The organism is Streptomyces rhizoryzae (assembly GCF_023155275.1).
Classification (GTDB): Bacteria; Actinomycetota; Actinomycetes; order Streptomycetales; family Streptomycetaceae; genus Streptomyces; species Streptomyces rhizoryzae.
Genome location: NZ_JALMUV010000043.1, coordinates 13,679 through 29,481, shown reverse-complemented (window position 1 = coordinate 29,481; position 15,803 = coordinate 13,679). Strand labels below are relative to the sequence as shown.

Genomic DNA, 15,803 nt, shown 5'->3' with positions numbered 1-15,803 from the left:
CGGATTTCCGCCGGTGCGCCGGGGCTGCGCCACCGCCGCCCGCGCGCACCACCACCGCGCCCCGTTACCGTGACTCCATCCCGGGCCCGCTGGAGGGACGGAGCGCAGGTCGGAAGAGAGGGCCGCCCATGAGCACCAAGTCCGCGCCGTTCGACGAGCTGGACCGCAAGATCGTCGCCGCGCTGATCGAGAACGCCCGGGCGAGCTACGCGGAGATCGGCACCGCCATCGGCCTCTCCCCCACCGCCGTCAAACGCCGGGTGGACCGGCTGCGCGAGAACAACGTCATCACCGGCTTCTCCGCCACCGTCCGCCCGGCCGCGCTGGGCTGGCTGACCGAGGCGTACGTGGAGGTGTACTGCGACAGCGCGGCCCCGCCCCGCCGGCTGGCCGAAGTGGTCCGCAACCACCCGGAGATCGCCGCCGCGATGACCGTCACCGGCGGCGCGGACGCCCTGCTGCACGTCCGGGCCACCGACGTCGAGCACTTCGAGGAGGTCCTCGAACGCATCCGCACCGAGCCGTTCATCCGCAAGACGATCAGCTACATGGTCCTGTCCCACCTGCTCCCCGACAGCCCCGAGGCCGGCGCCCGCCACCCCTCCGACCGCGCCCCCGCCACCGCCCGGCCCGCCGACCGCGCCCGCAGCCTGCCCCACCCGCAGAGGCGCGCAGCGAACCAGCGGTAACCGGCCCGTACAGGCAGCATTCCTGCGTATCCGCGCAGCATTCATTTCTTGTGGCCAGAATCGGCCGCTCCGTACCGTGAATTGCCCCCGGTGACGACCGATGACGGTCCGTCACCCGCGGGCAGTGGAAACGGATCCCAGGAAGCGGAGGCCCTTTCTGTGCCCACCACCCAGCCCGGCGGCGCGCTCCTGAGCACGGCGCACCGCACCGCCCGCGCCCGGCGCTACCTCCTGTGCCACCCCACCCACTTCGCCGTCGAGTACGCCATCAACCCCTGGATGCACGAAGGCGCCGAGGTCGATCCGGCCCTCGCCCTGCACCAGTGGGAGAACCTGCTCCGCGCCTACCGCGACCACGGCCACACCACCGAGACCATCGAGCCGGCGCCCGGCCTGCCCGACATGGTCTTCGCCGCCAACTCCGCCGTCGTCGTGGGCGGCCGCGCCTTCGGCTCGCTCTTCCACGCGCCGCAGCGCCGCCCGGAGTCCCGCGAGTACGAGATCTGGTTCAAGGCCGCCGGCTACGACATCTACCGGCCGGAATCGGTGTGCGAGGGCGAGGGCGACCTCGTCCCGGTCGGCGGCCACCTGCTCGCCGGCACCGGCTTCCGCACCTCGCGCGCGGCGCACGCCGAGGTGCAGGAGTTCTTCGGCACCCCGGTGATCGGCCTCCAGCTCACCGACCCGCACTTCTACCACCTCGACACCGCCCTCTTCGTCCTCGACGACGGTCTGGCGGCCGGCGGGAGCGACCGGACCGGCGGGGGCAACGGGATCGACGGGGCCGGCGGGGCCGTCGGGGCCCGGCCCGCCGGCAGCCACCCCGCACCGCCCCCGCCCCCACCCGCGCCCCCCAACATCGCCTACTACCCCGAGGCGTTCTCCCCCGGCAGCCGCCAGGTCCTCCGCCGCCTCTTCCCCGACGCCGTCCTCGCCACCCGCGACGACGCCCTCGCCTTCGGCCTCAACTCCGTCTCCGACGGCCGCCACGTCTTCATCGCACCCCGGGCGACGCACCTCATCGACCAGCTCGCCGCCCGCGGTTACGTCCCCGTCCCCGTCGACCTCTCCGAGTTCCACAAGGCCGGCGGCGGCATCAAGTGCTGCACCCAGGAGCTCCGCCCATGACCGCGCCCACCGGTACCCGCCCCGCCGCCACCCGTTCCTCGGCCTCCCTCATCAAGGCCGAGGCCCCGGTCCTGGCCCACAACTACCACCCCCTCCCCGTCGTCATCTCCCGCGCCGAGGGCGTCTGGGTCGAGGACGTCGAGGGCCGCCGCTACCTCGACATGCTGGCCGGCTACTCGGCGCTCAATTTCGGCCACCGCCACCCGGCCCTCATCGAGGCCGCCCACCGCCAGCTGGACGCCCTCACCCTCACCTCGCGGGCCTTCCACCACGACCGCCTGGCCGGTTTCGCCGCCGCGCTGGCCGACCTCACCGGCCTGGACATGGTCCTCCCGATGAACACCGGCGCCGAGGCCGTCGAGAGCGGCATCAAGATCGCCCGCAAATGGGCCTACGACGTCAAGGGCGTCCCCGCCGACCGGGCCACCATCGTCGTGGCCGGCGGCAACTTCCACGGCCGCACCACCACCATCGTCAGCTTCTCCGACGACAAGGACGCCCGCGCCGGATTCGGTCCGTACACCCCCGGCTTCCGCACCGTCCCGTACAACGACCTGCCCGCCCTCGAAGCCGCCCTCGACGAGACGACCGCCGCCGTCCTTATCGAACCCATCCAGGGCGAGGCGGGCGTCCTCATCCCCGACGACGGCTACCTCGCCGGCGTCCGCGCCGCCACCACCCGCGCGGGCTGCCTCTTCATCGCCGACGAGATCCAGTCCGGCCTGGGCCGCACCGGCACCACCCTCGCCGTCGACCACGAAGGCGTCCTCCCGGACCTGCTCCTCCTCGGCAAGGCCCTCGGCGGCGGCATCATCCCGGTCTCCGCCGTCGTGGGACGCCGCGACGTCATGTCCGTCCTCGGCCCCGGCCAGCACGGCTCCACCTTCGGCGGCAACCCCCTTGCCGCGGCGGTCGGTTCAGCGGTGATCGACCTCCTGGCCACCGGCGAGTACCAGTCCCGCGCCACCGACCTCGGCAAGGTCCTCCACGCCGGCCTCACCGACCTCCTCGGCAACGGCGTCACCGCCTTCCGCGCCCGCGGCCTCTGGGCCGGCATCGACATCGACCCCGCCCTCGGCACCGGCCGCACCCTCAGCGAACGCCTCCTGTCCGAAGGCATCCTCGTCAAGGACACCCACGGCTCCACCATCCGCCTCGCCCCACCCCTGACGATCACGGAGGCCGAACTGACATCGGCCCTGTCCTCCTTGCGACGCGTACTGGGCTGACGGCACCCGAACACGCCGCCCTTCACGACGTCCACGAACGCGCTCCAAGACCCCGCCACCACAACGACCTCCGGGCCGTGCGGGGTCTTGGATTCGCGGACAGGTATGCCGTGGGAATGACTGTCGAGCCTCCCGACGCAAGTACCACTGCACCGCTGTATGACGGCTTGCGCGAGCCACTCGGCGCCGTGGCGTCCGGGCTGATGCACTCAGTCGTGGCGTCCAAATTCCTTCGCCATCGCCGCATCAGGGCACTCCTCGGCGAAAGTTAAATTATCCTGCAAGGATATCGCTTCATTACACGCGAGTCGCCACCCCCGGAACACCCAGGAAACACTCACCCGAGTTCAATTTTGGATTTCTCACGCCGGTATACGTCAACTGCCCACGGCTCGCCGTCCATCACACCCTCCCAGAAGCCCAGTTCATTCCAGGGTTCAGGGCAGACCGAAACCCCGCCATGCTCGTTAATGAAAACCTTCCACGCCTTCGGGACGCCGGAATCCACAACATCGAAAAGTCGCGAATCGAACAGCCCGGGAAGTTTCCCAGGGGCGCTTTCTACGCGCAGCAAGTTTTGCCCATCGGCCTGCGAATAAATCTCCAGGACCACATATTCTTTCCCTTGCCTCAGCGAACTGGCACCCTGCGTCACCACATCACCCCAGGAACCCTCACCGACAAACCGAACCTTCATCGCCATCAACCTCCAAACTTGATCTTGTAGTCAAACAGGAGGATCTCCCCCGTGACCTTGTTGCGATAGAAATGAACCTCGAAAGGCTCTTGAGGGCTGGCATACCGCTCACTTGCATACTTACCCCAATCGGCGACATTTCCTCCATTCTCGCGGAACAAGCCACCCACACCCCCCTCACCTACCAATATTGGATTACCCATCTTGTCCACGGTTTGAATGACTTCAGAAAAGCGGATCGCCTCATCCGTCAGAAAACCATCTTCCCGGAACGGCGAACTGGCCAACTCACGACGCAGCTGATCCGCAAGTCGACGACCGGGAGTATCACGGCCGTGCGCCGGAATTCACCGATCAGCGCGGCCGGATTCAATCGCCCTTCGTGGAACGCCGCCAGCTCGTCCGCCAAAGACATGGCGAGCCCTCCCCCGTTTCCGTTTCCCCCGGCCCGGCTCGGACCGGCTCCTCTCCCCTGCGCTGGATCCACTTTCGCATACGGCACTGACAATGCCGTCGGGCGAGCTCCGCCAATAAACCGGCCGGGAGTTACTTTTTCGTTCAAGGGTGAGGGATCGGCCGCGGTGCGGCGAGGAGGGTTTCGACTGCTGTGCGGGCGGTGGTGGCGGCGGACGGATCGCCGGATACCGCGGCGTCGGTGAGGGCACCGTCGATCAGGAGGGCGAGCTGCGCGGCGAGTTGGGCGGGGTGGGGGTGGCCCAAGGGGCGTACGAGGTCGGTGAGGTAGGAGCGGAGGGCTTGTTTGTGGGCGCGGGCGGCCCGGGCGATGTCCGGGGAGACGGCGCCCAGTTCACCGTGGGCGTTGAGGAAGGCGCAGCCGCGGTAGTCCGGGGTGGCGAACCAGGCGGCCAGCCAGTCGAAGACGGCCCGTATGCGGGCGGTGGCGGCCTCCGGAGCGGGTGCGTCCCGCGGGGTGTGGGCGTCGACGTAGGTGGCCAGGTCGGCGCGCCAGCGGGTGTCGCGGCGGTGCAGATACGCGGTGACGAGGTCCTGTTTGGCGGGGAACGTGGCGTAGAGGCGCTTGAGGGAGACGCCGGCGGCGGTGCGGAGCCGGTCCATGCCGACGGCCTGGATGCCGCGCTCGTAGAAAAGCTTCTCGGCCGCGTCGAGGATGCGCGCGCGTACGTCGTCGTGGTCCGTCACGGGGGCCGCCTTCCGGGGAGAACGATCGTTCTCTACGATAGCCGGGGGCGGGAGAACGATCGTTCTCCCGGTGTTCCCGCGTCCCTGCCCCACCCCGCAGTCAGGAGTCGTGCCATGTCAGCGCCCCGCCCCCCGTTCCCGCCGTTCGACGAGCCCGGCGCGCGGCAGAAGGTCCAGGCCGCGGAGGACGCCTGGAACACCCGGGACCCCGAGCGCGTCGCCCTCGCCTACACCGAGGACTCGGTCTGGCGGAACCGCGACACCTTCCTCACCGGCCGCGCCGAGATCGTGGCGTTCCTGCGGCAGAAGTGGGCGCGGGAGCTGGACTACGCGCTGCGCAAGGAGCTGTGGTCGTACTCCGGGAACCGCATCGCGGTGCGGTTCCAGTACGAGAGCCGGGACGTGGCGGGCCAGTGGTGGCGGAGTTACGGGAACGAGCTGTGGGAGTTCGACGCGTCGGGGCTGATGCGGCGGCGGGAGGCGGGCATCCACGACGTGCGGATCGGGGCCGGTGAGCGGCGGATCTTCGGGCCGCGGGAGAAGGGGGCGGGAGGGGCGGGAGGGGACGGGGTCCCCTTCCGGTGAGGGTCCGGTGAGGTGGCCCCGGTTCCCTTCCGGTGAGGGTCCGGTGAGGGGGGTGGCGGTCGGTGGCCGGCGCGGCCGTTACGCCGTGGGCCCCGCCCCCGTCCCCGCCTCCCTCAGGGCCTCGCCGAGCAGGGCGACGCCGTCCGCCAGTTCGCCGGGGGTGCGGGCCGCGTAGCCGAGGACCAGGCCGGGGCGCCCGTAGGGGCGCTGGGTGTGCCAGGTGAGGGGGTGGGTCTTGACGCCGCGGGCCAGGGCGGCGGCGGCCAGTGCGGTGTCGGGCGGGGCGGTCGGCGGGAAGGAGATCATCAGGTGCAGGCCGGCCGCCGCCCCGTGCACCGTGGCCTGCGGGAGGTGCCGTCGCACGGCCGCGGTCACGGCGTCCCGGCGGACCCGGTGGCGCCGGCGCACCTGGCGGACGAGGCGCTCCAGTTCACCGGACTCCATCAAGTGGGCCAGGACGAGCTGCGGCAGCACCGCGTTGCCGAGGTCGGCGAACCGTTTGGCGTCCACCAGGGCGTCCCGGTAGCGGGGCGGGGCGAGCAGCCAGCCCACCCGCAGGGCGGGCGCGAGCAGTTTGGAGACGCTGCCCGCGTACCAGACCCGGTCGGCGAGGAGGGAGCGCAGGGCCGGGACCGGCGGCCGGTCGTAGCGGTGCTCGGCGTCGTAGTCGTCCTCGATGATCAGGCCGCCGGTCGCGGCCGCCCAGCCGAGCAGCGCGCGACGGCGGGACCCGCCGAGCACCACCCCGGTCGGGAACTGGTGGGCCGGGGTGAGCAGGACGGCCCGCGCGCCGCTCGCCCGCAGCGCGTCGACCCGTATGCCGTCCGCGTCCACCGGGACCGGCGGGGTGTCCGCCCCCCAGTGCCGGAGGTGCTGGCGGGCGCCGAGCGAACCGGGGTCCTCCACGGCGATCCCGGTGATGCCGGCGCGGTGCAGGACCTGGGTGATCAGGCCGAGCGCCTGGGCCGTACCGGCGACGATCACGACGTCGTCGGGGGCGGCCCGGATACCGCGGTTGCGGGCCAGCCAGTGGACGACGGCCTGGCGCAGTTCCGGCGTGCCCCGCGGGTCGCCGTAGCCGAGGGACGCGGCGGGGAGCGCGCCCAGGACGGCGCGTTCGGCGCGCAGCCAGGCGGCGCGCGGGAACGAGGCCAGGTCGGGCAGGCCGGGCGAGAGGTCGATCCGTGCGGGGGCCGCGCGCAGGGTGTCGTAGAGGTCGCTGCCGGGAGGGGTGGTGAAGGGAACGGCCAGCGGGACGGGTGGGGCAGGGGGCGGGGTGGCCGGTGGGGCGGGAGGGGCCACCGGGGCGCGCCCTCCCCCCGGCCCCGGTCCCGCCGTCACCGGCGCCGCGACCACCACCGTTCCGCCCCGCCCCCGGCCGGCCACCTGCCCGTCCTCGCGGAGCCGTTGGTACGCCTCGGTGACCAGGCCGCGCGAGACCCGCAGGTCGGCGGCGAGCACCCGGGTCGCGGGCAGCCGGCTGCCGACCGGCAGCCGGCCGTCGGCGATCGCCCGCCGCAGCTCACCGGCCAGCCAGTCCGACCGTCCGCCGGGAGGCGCGTCCGCGATCCTCAACTGGAGGAAGTCCGAGCCGGAAGCGGAAGCTGGATCGGAAGCCGAAGCAGAAGCGGAAGCTATTTCGGAAGCGAAAGCCGGGTCAGAAGGGCAAGCCGAAGTGGAAGCTGACCCCGAAGCCAAACCCGAACCCGACCCCGCACCCGCCCCGGAACCGGAAAGCGAAACGGAAGCGCTCGTCGCCCCGGCCCGGCCCCGAATGGACCCCTCGGCCGGACCGTCTTTGGACCTGTCCACCGAGCCATTCTCCCGCCACCGTTGTCCCATGAACACGCACCAGCCGACCCCACCCCCGGCACCGGCCCGATCACCCCGTCCCTCTTCCCCCGTCTACCTCCACGGCTACGCGCCCCACGAGGCGCGCCGCCTCGGCGATCAGGCCGACACGCTCGCCGCGCTGCTGCACGCCGGGACCGCCTACCCGCCCGGGAGCCGGGTGCTGGAGGCCGGCTGCGGCGTCGGGGCGCAGACCGTGCACCTGGTGGCGAGCAGTCCGGGCGCCCGGATCGTCGCCGTGGACCGTGCGGCGGACTCCCTCGCGCAGGCTCGCGGCCGGCTGAACGCGCAGGTCCCGCACGCCGGGGACGCCGTCCGCTGGCAGTGCGCCGATCTGCGGCGCCTCCCCTTCTCCGACGCCTCCTTCGACCACGTCTTCGTGTGCTTCGTCCTGGAGCACCTCGCCGAACCGGCGCGCGTACTGGCCGAGTTGCGCCGCGTGCTGCGGCCCGGCGGCACCCTCACCGCCATCGAGGGCGACCACGGCTCGGTGGTCTTCCACCCGGACAGCCCGGCGGCCCGCGCGCTCGTCGGGCACCAGATCCGGCTCCAGGCGGCGGCCGGCGGAAACGCGCTGGTGGGACGGGAGTTGTACGCGCTGCTCCGGGCGGCGGGGTATGCGGAGGTCGACGTCCGGCCGCGCACCGTCTACGCCGACGGGAGCCGCCCCGGGCTCGTCGACGGGTTCACCCGGCGCACCTTCATCGCCATGGTCGAGTCCCTGCGGGACGAGGCGCTGGCCGCCGGACTGACCACCCCCGGCGGCTGGGACCGCGGCCTGGCCGACCTACGGCGCGCCGCGGAGCCCGGCGGCAGCTTCCACTACACGTTCTTCAAGGCCGTTGCCGTGGCGCCGCACCCCGGCCCCGAACGCCCCGCCCCTCACTCCGCCACCAGCGTCCCCAGCCGCGCCCGCGTCCCCGGGTCGGCCGGCATGCAGGCGAAGAGTTTGACGCCGGGGGCGTCCAGGGCGGCGAGCTTGACGTAGTCGAAGGTCAGGTCGCCGGCCCGGGGGTGGTGGAAGGTGCGCCGGGTGCCGGTGAGCGCGGCGAGGTGGTGGGCCCGCCACCAGGCGTCGAACTCCGGGCTGCGGGCGGCCAGTTCGCGGGTGAGGCGGTGGCGCCGCGGGTCGTCGAACCGCTCGCCGGCGTCGGCGCGGAACTGGGCGACGAGGTCCCGCGCCTGCCCCTCCCAGTCGGCCAGCAGCGTCCGCATCGCGGGGTCGGTGAAGACCAGCCACAGCAGGTTGCGCTCGCCGGGGGCCAGCAGGGCCGGGTCGCCGATCAGACCGGCCTCGGCGCGGTTCCAGGCGACGAGGTCCCAGTTGGCGTCGAGGAGGTAGGCCGGGTGCGGGTCGAGCGCGTCCACGAGGCGCTGGAGGGCCGGGCCGGGGCCGGGGCCGGGCGGCTGCGCCGGGGGGAGTTCGCCGGCGAGCGCGTACAGGTGGCGCTGTTCGACGGAGCTGAGCATCAGGGCGCGGGCCAGTGCGGCCAGCACCTGGCGGCTGACGCCGATGTCGCGGGCCTGTTCCAACCAGGTGTACCAGGTGACGCTGACACCGGAGAGCTGGGCGACCTCCTCGCGGCGCAGCCCCGGGGTCCGCCGCCGGGGGCCGGGCAGGATGCCGGCGTCCTGCGGGGTGACGCGTTCGCGGCGCGCGCGCAGGAACTCCGCGAGGGCGCGCCGCCGGTCCTGGTCGGCCATGGACTCTCCCGGTGGCGGCGTCCGCGGGCGGCCGGGCGCGCGGTCGGTGGTAGCGGAAACACCAGCATAAGCGGTCTCTGTACGGGCGTTGGGGCCTGCGCGAGCGTGGCCGCATGGCTCAGACATCGCGACCGTCGCGTCCTTCCGGGGCGGCGCGGACCGCTCCGGCCCCGCGTCCCGCCGCCCCTCCGCCCCCGCTCCCCGGCCCGTCCGCCGCGCCCCCCGGAGGCGCCGGTCCGGCACCCGCGGCCCCCCGGGGCGCCCTGGCGCTGATCCTCACCGGGGCCTTCATGGCGGTCCTGGACACCTTCGTCGTCCTGGTCGCGGCGCCCGCCGTCCAGGCGGACCTGCACGCCTCCGACGCCGACGTCCAGCTGGTCCTGGCCGGCTACCAGCTCACCTACGCCATCGCCCTGGTCACCGGCGCCCGGCTCGGCGACCGCTACGGCCGCAAGCGGCTGTTCCAGTACGGGATGGCGCTGTTCACGGTCGCCTCCGCGGGCTGTGCGCTGGCGCCCGGGGCGGGCGCGCTGATCGCCGCCCGGCTGGTCCAGGGGCTCGCCGCCGCGGCGATGTTCCCGCAGGTCCTGGCGCTGCTGCGGGTGCTGGTACCGGAGCCGCGGCGGGCCCGGGCGTTCGGCGTGCTGGGCGCGGTCATCGGGGTCGCCGGGGCGGCCGGGCAGCTGCTCGGCGGCGTCCTGGTCGCCGCGGACCTCTTCGGGTCGTCCTGGCGGCCGGTGTTCTGGATCAACGTGCCGGTGGGCGCGGCGGCGGTCGCGCTCACCGCCCGGTACGTGCCCGAGTCGCGCGCCCCGCAGGCGCACCGGCCCGATCTGGCCGGTGCCGGGGTGCTGACCGTGGCGCTCGGCCTGCTGGTGGTGCCCCTGGTGGAGGGCCGGTCCGCGGGCTGGCCCTGGTGGGCGTGGGCCGGCCTGGCCGCCGTGGTGCCGGCGCTGTGGGCGTTCGCCCTCGTGGAGCGGCGGGTGGCGGCGGCCGGCGGGGCGCCGCTGGTGCGGCTGCGGCTGTTCCGCACCCGGCCGGTCGCGGTCGGCACGGTCCTGGTGCTGCTGGCCTACGGGGGCATCAACTCCTTCTTCCTGGTCTTCTCGCTCACCCTCCAGGACGGGCTCGGCCAGGACGCGCTCGGTGCCGGGCTGTTCTACACGCCGTTCGCGGTGGTGTTCCTCGCCGCGAGCCTGCTGGCCGGGCGGCTGGCCCGGTACGGGCGGCGGGTCCTCCAGGCCGGCGCCCTGCTCGTCCTCCTCGGGTTCGGCGCGACCGCGGTGCTGGCCGCCGGGGCCGGGCCCGCGCTGACCGCCTGGGACCTGGTGGGCACCCTGGTCCTGGTCGGCGCCGGCAACGGCCTGCTGGTCACCCCGCTGCTGAACGCGGTCCTCGCCGCCGTCCGGCCCGAGGACGCCGGTATGGCCTCCGGTGTGCTCGCCACCTGCCAGCAGGTCGGGGGCGCGGTCGGGGTGGCCGTCGTCGGCGCCGTCTTCTACGGCGCCCTGGGCCCGGCCGGGCACCACGGCGTGGCCGCCTACGGGCACGCGCTGGCCTGCGCCCTGACCGCGACCGGCGGGCTGGCCGCGCTGGTCGCCGCGGCGCTGCCGTTCCTCCCCGACCCGGCGGCCCGGCGCGGCTGAGGCACCGGCGCCGCGCTCCCGGGGGCCGCCCGGCCGGGGCCCCGCGCGGGCCCCGGCCGGGTCCGCCGGGCACCACCCCGGCGGCACGCCAACTCGCCGTCCTCCCGGCGTAGGCCCCCGCGCGCCGGAGCGCTATGGTCGGATCCCAGGAACGCAACGGGGGAGGGCAGCGGTCGATGGCCCGGGATGACGCTGTGGTCGGCTGCACCGGTGTGCTGCTGATCGGTACGCGCGGCGCTGCCGGACCCGGTGAGGTCCTGGTGCGGATCCGGGGTGGCTCGGAGGCCTTCCTCGCCTGGTCCGCCGAGCCCCTTCCGGTGGGGGCGACCGTGCTCGTGATCGACTCCCGGGGCACGCGTCAGGTCGACGTCATGGAGTGGGCTGATCCGTTGGACGCGCCGCCCGGCGATGCCGGCGACGCCGGTTGAGGAGACAGACGATGTTGGGTTACCGCGTTCCCGCCCCCGATCAGGCCATGCTGATCTCGGGTGGCAGGCGTGGCCACGGCGGCGCACCGTTCCGCGTGGTCACCGGCCATGGCAAGTTCGTGCTCCCGGTCTTCCGCAAGGTCCGCTTCCTGACCCTGGCGATGTGCGAGGCGGAGGTCGCCGAGACCTGCGTGACCCGCCAGGGCATCGCGCTGACGGTCCGCGCGGTGATCGCGTTCAAGGTCGGCAACGACACCGAGAGCGTGGTCAACGCCGCGCAGCGGTTCCTCTCCGACCAGGACCAGATGTCGGTGCTGACCGGCCGGATCTTCGCCGGCCACCTGCGGTCCATCATCGGCTCGATGACGGTCGAGGAGATCGTCACCGAGCGGCAGAAGCTGGCCACCGAGGTGCTGGAGACGTCCAAGACCGAGATGGCCAAGATCGGCCTGATCGTGGACTCGTTGCAGATCCAGTCCATCGACGACGGCGACACCGGCTACATCGAGGCGATGTCCGCCCCGCACAAGGCCGCCATCCAGCGCCAGGCCCAGATCGCCCAGGCGCAGGCCACCCAGGCGGCCGTCGAGGCCCAGCAGGAGGCCGCCCGCAACCAGGCCGAGTACCAGCGGCAGACCGCCGTCGTGCAGGCCGAGTACTCCGCCGAGGTGGACCGCGCCCAGGCCCAGGCGTCCCAGGCCGGCCCGCTCGCCCAGGCCCACGCCCAGCAGGAAGTCCTCGCCGCGCAGACCGAGTTGGCCGAGCGGCGGGCCCGGCTGCGCCAGCAGGAGCTGGTCGCCGAGGTGGTCAAGCCCGCGGAGGCGGAGTCCGAGCGGATCCGGCTGCTGGCGCTGGCCGAGGCCGAGCGGATGAAGATCCAGGCCGAGGCGGCCGCCTCGTACGACCGGGTGGCGCTGGACCGGATGCTGATCGACCAGCTCCCGCAGATCGTCAAGGAGGCCGCGGCCGGCCTCTCCGGCGCGAACGTCAACGTCCTCAACGGCACCGACGGCCTGGGCGAGATCGCCGCCGGCCTGGTCGGGCAGGGCCTGACGATCCTGGACTCGGTCCGCCGCAACCTCGGCACCCCGCCGCCCGGTTCCGCCGACGGCGCGGCCGGCTCCGCCGGGTCGCCGGCCGGCGGCAACGGCTCCGGTGCGGCCCGCGGCGGCCGCGTCGAGATCGAGTAACGGCGCCCGGGGGCGCGGGGGTTACGCTCCCCGCCCCCGTCCGCGCGGCACCTCGGCGTGTTTGTCGCGGACGTAGCGCACCAGGCGGTCCAGGACGGCCCGGGTGGTGTGCAGTTCGGCCTCGTCGAAGTCGCTCAGGGCCTGCCGCAGACCGGCCAGCCGGGCCTCCTGGAAGCTCTCCAGGACGGCCTTGCCGTGCGGGGTGATCGCGACCCGGCGGGCCCGCCGGTCCAGTTCGTCCGGGGTCCGCTCGACCAGGTCCTGGGCCTCCAACTGGCCGATCTGCCGGGTGACGTGGGGCGGTTCGACCATCATCTGGGCCGCCAGGTCGCCGACCCGGCTGACCCCGCCGCTGTCCTCCAGCGCCATCAGGAGGTAGAGGTCGGAACGGCCGGCCGTGATGCCCGCCTGGCTGGCCTGGTGCTCGTGCGCCCGCGAGCGGGTGAGCAGATAGGACAGCGTGGCCAGCACTTTGTGCAGTGCGGCGGTGGCGTCCTGGTCGGGTACGGGGTCCGGCATGGGGGAACTGTAGCGGGCGGTACTCCCCGGATCGGCCGCGCTCCGTACCAGGATCCGACGCGCCCGCGCCCCGTTCGGTTTGAGCCAACCTCCGGGCGGCCGGGCTCCGCCCTTCCCTCCTCCGCCGCAACTGCGTTAGCGTGCATGTTAGTTGCTTAAGTTAGGTAACTAAACGCAGGCGGAAGGACCGGCCGCATGACGACCGCACAACGCACCGCACCCCCCACCCCCCTCACCCTCCCGGCCACCCGCGCCCCGGGCTGCCCCTTCGACCCGGCTCCCGGCATCACCGATGCCGCCCGCGGCGAACCGGTCACCCGCGCAACCTTGTGGGACGGCACCTCCTGCTGGCTGGTGACCCGCCACGAGGACGTCCGCGCGGTCCTCGGCGACCCGCGCTTCAGCGCCGACGCCCAGCGCCCCGGCTTCCCGTTCCTGACCGCCGGGGCCCGCGAGGTGGTCGCCGGGAAGCCGACCTTCCTGCGCATGGACGACCCGCAGCACGCCCGGCTGCGCCGGATGCTGACCGCCGACTTCATGGTCAAGAAGGTCGAGGCGATGCGCCCCGAGGTGCAGCGCCTGGCCGATGACCTGCTCGACCGGATGACCGCCGGCCGCACCTCCGCCGACCTGGTCACCGACTTCGCCCTGCCGCTGCCGTCCCTGGTGATCTGCCTGCTGCTCGGCGTGCCCTACGACGACCACGACTTCTTCCAGGAGCGCAGCCGGATCCTGCTCTCGCTGCGCTCCACGCCCGAGGAGGTCCGGGCCGCCCAGGACGAGCTGCTGGAGTACCTGACCCGGCTGGCCCGGGCCAAGCGGGAGACGCCGGACGACGGCATCGTCAGCCGCCTGGTCGCCCGCGGCGAACTGGCCGACGGTGACATCGCCACGATGGGCCGCCTGCTGCTGATCGCCGGGCACGAGACCACCGCCAACATGACCGCGCTGTCCACCCTCGCGCTGCTGCGCAACCCCGCCCAGCTCGCCCGGCTGCGCGCCGAGCCCGCGCTCGTCAAGGGCGCCGTCGAGGAGCTGCTGCGGTATCTGACGATCGTGCACAACGGCGTCCCGCGCCTCGCCACCGAGGACGTGGTCGTCGGCGACCGCACCATCCGGGCCGGCGAGGGCGTGCTGTGCATGATCGGCCACGCCAACCGCGACGACGCGGTCTTCCCCGGCGGCGACGCCCTCGACGTGGCCCGGGACGCCCGCCGCCACGTCGCGTTCGGCTTCGGCGTCCACCAGTGCCTGGGCCAGCCGCTGGCCCGGGTGGAGCTCCAGATCGCCGTCGAGACCCTCTTCCGCCGGCTGCCGGACCTGCGGCTGGCGGTGCCCTACGAGGAGATCCCGTTCCGCGGCGACATGGCGATCTACGGGGTGCACTCCCTGCCGGTCGCCTGGTAGAACCGCGAGCACCACCGGGCACACAACCCCCTTACGTACCGCACCCCTTGGGAGAACCATGCGCATCCAGGCCGACCAGGAGAAGTGCTGCGGCGCCGGCAGCTGCGTGCTGGCCGCACCGGACGTCTTCGACCAGCGGGAGGAGGACGGCATCGTGGTCGTCCTCGACCCCGAGCCGCCCGCCGCGCTCCACGACGCGGTCCGCGAGGCGGCGGCCATCTGCCCCGCCGCCGCGATAACGGTCGCCGACTGACCGGCCCCCGGCATCCCGCGGCCCGGCCCCGCACTCCCCGCGGGGCCGGGCCGCGCCGCGTTCGAAGGTGGTCCCGCCAGTGGTAGGCACAGCGGTCATAGGTTGAAGAGAGACCTGGTCAGGCGGGGTGCGAGGACGCATCCTCGGGAGCATGACCCACACCTCTGTCGCCGCGTACGCCGCGCCCGCACCGAAGGCACCGCTGGAGCGGACCACGATCCCGCGCCGCGAGCTGGGTGCTCACGACATCCTGATCGACATCAAGTTCTCCGGCATCTGCCACTCCGACATCCACACCGTGCGCGCCGAGTGGGGCGACGGCGGGAACTTCCCGATCGTCCCCGGCCACGAGATAGCCGGTGTGGTGGCCGCGACCGGCCCCGAGGTCACCCGCTACGCGGTGGGCGACCGGGTCGGCGTCGGCTGCTTCGTCGACTCCTGCCGCACCTGCGGCAACTGCCGGGCCGGCCTGGAGCAGTTCTGCACCGGCGAGCCCGGCACCGTCAACACGTACAACGACACCGACCGGTACGGCGAGCCCACCCACGGCGGCTACGCCAGCCACTTCGTCGTCGACGAGAACTACGCGCTGCGCATCCCCGACGCGCTGCCGCTGGACGCCGCGGCCCCGCTGCTGTGCGCCGGCATCACCCTCTACTCCCCGCTCGCCCACTGGAAGGCCGGCCCCGGCAAGAAGGTCGCGGTGGTCGGCCTGGGCGGCCTGGGCCACATGGGCGTCAAGATCGCGCACGCCATGGGCGCCGAGGTCACCGTCCTGAGCCAGTCGCTCCGCAAGAAGGACGACGGGCTGCGGCTGGGCGCCGACCACTACTACGCGACGAGCGACCCGGCCACCTTCGAGACGCTGGCCGGCACCTTCGACCTGATCGTCAACACCGTCTCGGCCAACCTGGACCTGAACGCCTACCTCGGGCTGCTGCGCACCGACGGCACCCTGGTCCAGCTCGGCGTCCCGGAGAACCCGCTGCCCATCGCGCCGTTCGCGCTGATCGGCGGCCGCCGGTCGTTCGCCGGCTCGCTGATCGGCGGCATCGCCGAGACCCAGGAGATGCTCGACTTCTGCGCCGAGCACGGCCTGACCGCGGACATCGAGGTGATCAGCGCGGACCGGATCAACGAGGCGTACGAGCGGGTGCTCGCCAGCGACGTGCGCTACCGCTTCGTGATCGACGCGTCGACGATCTGACCACCGGCGCCCGCGCACCGGCGGCGCCGGACCGCGCGCCGGGGCCGAGGTGACGCCCGGGGCCGCCCCCACTGGCTGCCCCGGGCGTTTGGCGTGCCGTGACCCCAGG

At 73.4% G+C, this 15,803-nt stretch carries 17 protein-coding genes and 1 pseudogene; 11 read left to right on the top strand and 7 right to left on the bottom strand.

Going from position 1 to position 15,803, the window contains the following annotated elements; all coding sequences use genetic code 11:
- Window positions 1-128 precede the first annotated feature (128 nt).
- From MUU72_RS27785 to rocD, 3 genes are all read left to right on the top strand, one after another.
- A complete protein-coding gene (locus tag MUU72_RS27785) occupies window positions 129-689 on the top strand; it encodes an Lrp/AsnC family transcriptional regulator (RefSeq protein WP_248016162.1) in 561 nt (186 codons plus the stop codon).
- 159 nt (window positions 690-848) lie between these two features.
- Complete coding sequence (locus tag MUU72_RS27780) at window positions 849-1,817, top strand: dimethylarginine dimethylaminohydrolase family protein (protein ID WP_248016161.1); 969 nt, start codon at window positions 849-851, stop codon at window positions 1,815-1,817.
- Window positions 1,814-3,046 carry an ornithine--oxo-acid transaminase gene (gene rocD, locus MUU72_RS27775; protein WP_248016160.1) on the top strand — a complete coding sequence of 411 codons (1,233 nt, stop codon included), beginning with the start codon at window positions 1,814-1,816 and terminating at the stop codon, window positions 3,044-3,046. The genes MUU72_RS27780 and rocD overlap by 4 nt, the downstream gene beginning before the upstream one ends.
- 77 nt (window positions 3,047-3,123) lie before the next feature.
- On the opposite strand, the pseudogene MUU72_RS35720 reads toward rocD, so the two are convergent.
- The 4 genes and pseudogenes from MUU72_RS35720 to MUU72_RS27755 all read right to left on the bottom strand — a co-directional run.
- Window positions 3,124-3,255, bottom strand: a pseudogene (locus MUU72_RS35720) (hypothetical protein); the annotation flags it as partial.
- A gap of 128 nt (window positions 3,256-3,383) precedes the next feature.
- Entirely contained in the window at window positions 3,384-3,749 is a 366-nt protein-coding gene (locus MUU72_RS27765) for a hypothetical protein (protein WP_248016159.1), read from the bottom strand.
- Window positions 3,749-4,030 carry a hypothetical protein gene (locus MUU72_RS27760; protein WP_248016158.1) on the bottom strand — a complete coding sequence of 94 codons (282 nt, stop codon included), beginning with the start codon at window positions 4,028-4,030 and terminating at the stop codon, window positions 3,749-3,751. The genes MUU72_RS27765 and MUU72_RS27760 overlap by 1 nt, the downstream gene beginning before the upstream one ends.
- 271 nt (window positions 4,031-4,301) lie before the next feature.
- Window positions 4,302-4,904, bottom strand: a complete 603-nt coding sequence (locus MUU72_RS27755) for a TetR/AcrR family transcriptional regulator (RefSeq protein ID WP_248016157.1) — start codon at window positions 4,902-4,904, stop codon at window positions 4,302-4,304.
- Window positions 4,905-5,018: 114 nt separating this feature from the next.
- Here MUU72_RS27755 and MUU72_RS27750 point away from each other — a divergent pair, with 114 nt between their 5' ends.
- A complete protein-coding gene (locus MUU72_RS27750) occupies window positions 5,019-5,489 on the top strand; it encodes a nuclear transport factor 2 family protein (RefSeq protein WP_248016156.1) in 471 nt (156 codons plus the stop codon).
- Window positions 5,490-5,567: 78 nt separating this feature from the next.
- On the opposite strand, the gene pdxR is transcribed toward MUU72_RS27750, so the two are convergent.
- A complete protein-coding gene (gene pdxR / locus MUU72_RS27745; protein ID WP_282504767.1) occupies window positions 5,568-7,064 on the bottom strand; it encodes a MocR-like pyridoxine biosynthesis transcription factor PdxR in 1,497 nt (498 codons plus the stop codon).
- A gap of 265 nt (window positions 7,065-7,329) precedes the next feature.
- On the opposite strand from pdxR, the gene MUU72_RS27740 reads away from it, so the two are divergent.
- Window positions 7,330-8,328, top strand: coding sequence for a methyltransferase domain-containing protein (locus MUU72_RS27740; RefSeq protein WP_248016155.1), 999 nt, complete (start codon window positions 7,330-7,332; stop codon window positions 8,326-8,328).
- Here the strand turns inward: MUU72_RS27740 and MUU72_RS27735 are convergent.
- Complete coding sequence (locus tag MUU72_RS27735; protein ID WP_248016154.1) at window positions 8,223-9,044, bottom strand: helix-turn-helix transcriptional regulator; 822 nt, start codon at window positions 9,042-9,044, stop codon at window positions 8,223-8,225. The genes MUU72_RS27740 and MUU72_RS27735 overlap by 106 nt on opposite strands.
- Before the next feature lie 263 nt (window positions 9,045-9,307).
- Between MUU72_RS27735 and MUU72_RS27730 the strand changes: the two genes are divergently transcribed.
- From MUU72_RS27730 to MUU72_RS27720, 3 genes are all read left to right on the top strand, one after another.
- Complete coding sequence (locus MUU72_RS27730; RefSeq protein WP_282504776.1) at window positions 9,308-10,690, top strand: MFS transporter; 1,383 nt, start codon at window positions 9,308-9,310, stop codon at window positions 10,688-10,690.
- A gap of 176 nt (window positions 10,691-10,866) precedes the next feature.
- On the top strand, window positions 10,867-11,118 hold the full coding sequence (locus tag MUU72_RS27725; RefSeq protein ID WP_248016152.1) for an NfeD C-terminal domain-containing protein: 252 nt from the start codon (window positions 10,867-10,869) through the stop codon (window positions 11,116-11,118).
- Between the two features lie 11 nt (window positions 11,119-11,129).
- The gene (locus MUU72_RS27720) at window positions 11,130-12,308 is read left to right on the top strand and encodes a flotillin family protein (protein ID WP_248016151.1); all 1,179 of its coding nucleotides are present in this window, start codon (window positions 11,130-11,132) and stop codon (window positions 12,306-12,308) included.
- Window positions 12,309-12,329: 21 nt separating this feature from the next.
- Here MUU72_RS27720 and MUU72_RS27715 read toward each other — a convergent pair whose 3' ends face one another.
- Window positions 12,330-12,827, bottom strand: coding sequence for a MarR family winged helix-turn-helix transcriptional regulator (locus MUU72_RS27715; protein WP_248016150.1), 498 nt, complete (start codon window positions 12,825-12,827; stop codon window positions 12,330-12,332).
- 195 nt (window positions 12,828-13,022) lie between these two features.
- On the opposite strand from MUU72_RS27715, the gene MUU72_RS27710 reads away from it, so the two are divergent.
- The 3 genes from MUU72_RS27710 to MUU72_RS27700 all read left to right on the top strand — a co-directional run bounded on the left by MUU72_RS27710 (window position 13,023) and on the right by MUU72_RS27700 (window position 15,694).
- A complete protein-coding gene (locus tag MUU72_RS27710; RefSeq protein ID WP_248016149.1) occupies window positions 13,023-14,234 on the top strand; it encodes a cytochrome P450 in 1,212 nt (403 codons plus the stop codon).
- A 58-nt stretch (window positions 14,235-14,292) separates the two neighbouring features.
- Window positions 14,293-14,487 (top strand): ferredoxin, encoded by a 195-nt coding sequence (locus tag MUU72_RS27705; RefSeq protein ID WP_248016148.1) that lies wholly within the window; start codon window positions 14,293-14,295, stop codon window positions 14,485-14,487.
- 151 nt (window positions 14,488-14,638) lie between these two features.
- Window positions 14,639-15,694 (top strand): NAD(P)-dependent alcohol dehydrogenase, encoded by a 1,056-nt coding sequence (locus MUU72_RS27700; protein WP_248016147.1) that lies wholly within the window; start codon window positions 14,639-14,641, stop codon window positions 15,692-15,694.
- The last annotated feature ends 109 nt before the right edge of the window (window positions 15,695-15,803 follow it).

Excerpts from the sequence above, each read along its gene's own strand:
- MUU72_RS27785 (WP_248016162.1), top strand. The coding sequence starts at position 129 with ATGAGCACCAAGTCCGCGCCGTTCGACGAGCTGGACCGCAAGATCGTC.
- rocD (WP_248016160.1), top strand. The coding sequence starts at position 1,814 with ATGACCGCGCCCACCGGTACCCGCCCCGCCGCCACCCGTTCCTCGGCC.
- MUU72_RS27765 (WP_248016159.1), bottom strand. The coding sequence starts at position 3,749 with ATGGCGATGAAGGTTCGGTTTGTCGGTGAGGGTTCCTGGGGTGATGTG.
- MUU72_RS27750 (WP_248016156.1), top strand. The coding sequence starts at position 5,019 with ATGTCAGCGCCCCGCCCCCCGTTCCCGCCGTTCGACGAGCCCGGCGCG.
- MUU72_RS27740 (WP_248016155.1), top strand. The coding sequence starts at position 7,330 with ATGAACACGCACCAGCCGACCCCACCCCCGGCACCGGCCCGATCACCC.
- MUU72_RS27735 (WP_248016154.1), bottom strand. The coding sequence starts at position 9,044 with ATGGCCGACCAGGACCGGCGGCGCGCCCTCGCGGAGTTCCTGCGCGCG.
- MUU72_RS27725 (WP_248016152.1), top strand. The coding sequence starts at position 10,867 with ATGGCCCGGGATGACGCTGTGGTCGGCTGCACCGGTGTGCTGCTGATC.
- MUU72_RS27720 (WP_248016151.1), top strand. The coding sequence starts at position 11,130 with ATGTTGGGTTACCGCGTTCCCGCCCCCGATCAGGCCATGCTGATCTCG.
- MUU72_RS27715 (WP_248016150.1), bottom strand. The coding sequence starts at position 12,827 with ATGCCGGACCCCGTACCCGACCAGGACGCCACCGCCGCACTGCACAAA.
- MUU72_RS27710 (WP_248016149.1), top strand. The coding sequence starts at position 13,023 with ATGACGACCGCACAACGCACCGCACCCCCCACCCCCCTCACCCTCCCG.
- MUU72_RS27705 (WP_248016148.1), top strand. The coding sequence starts at position 14,293 with ATGCGCATCCAGGCCGACCAGGAGAAGTGCTGCGGCGCCGGCAGCTGC.
- MUU72_RS27700 (WP_248016147.1), top strand. The coding sequence starts at position 14,639 with ATGACCCACACCTCTGTCGCCGCGTACGCCGCGCCCGCACCGAAGGCA.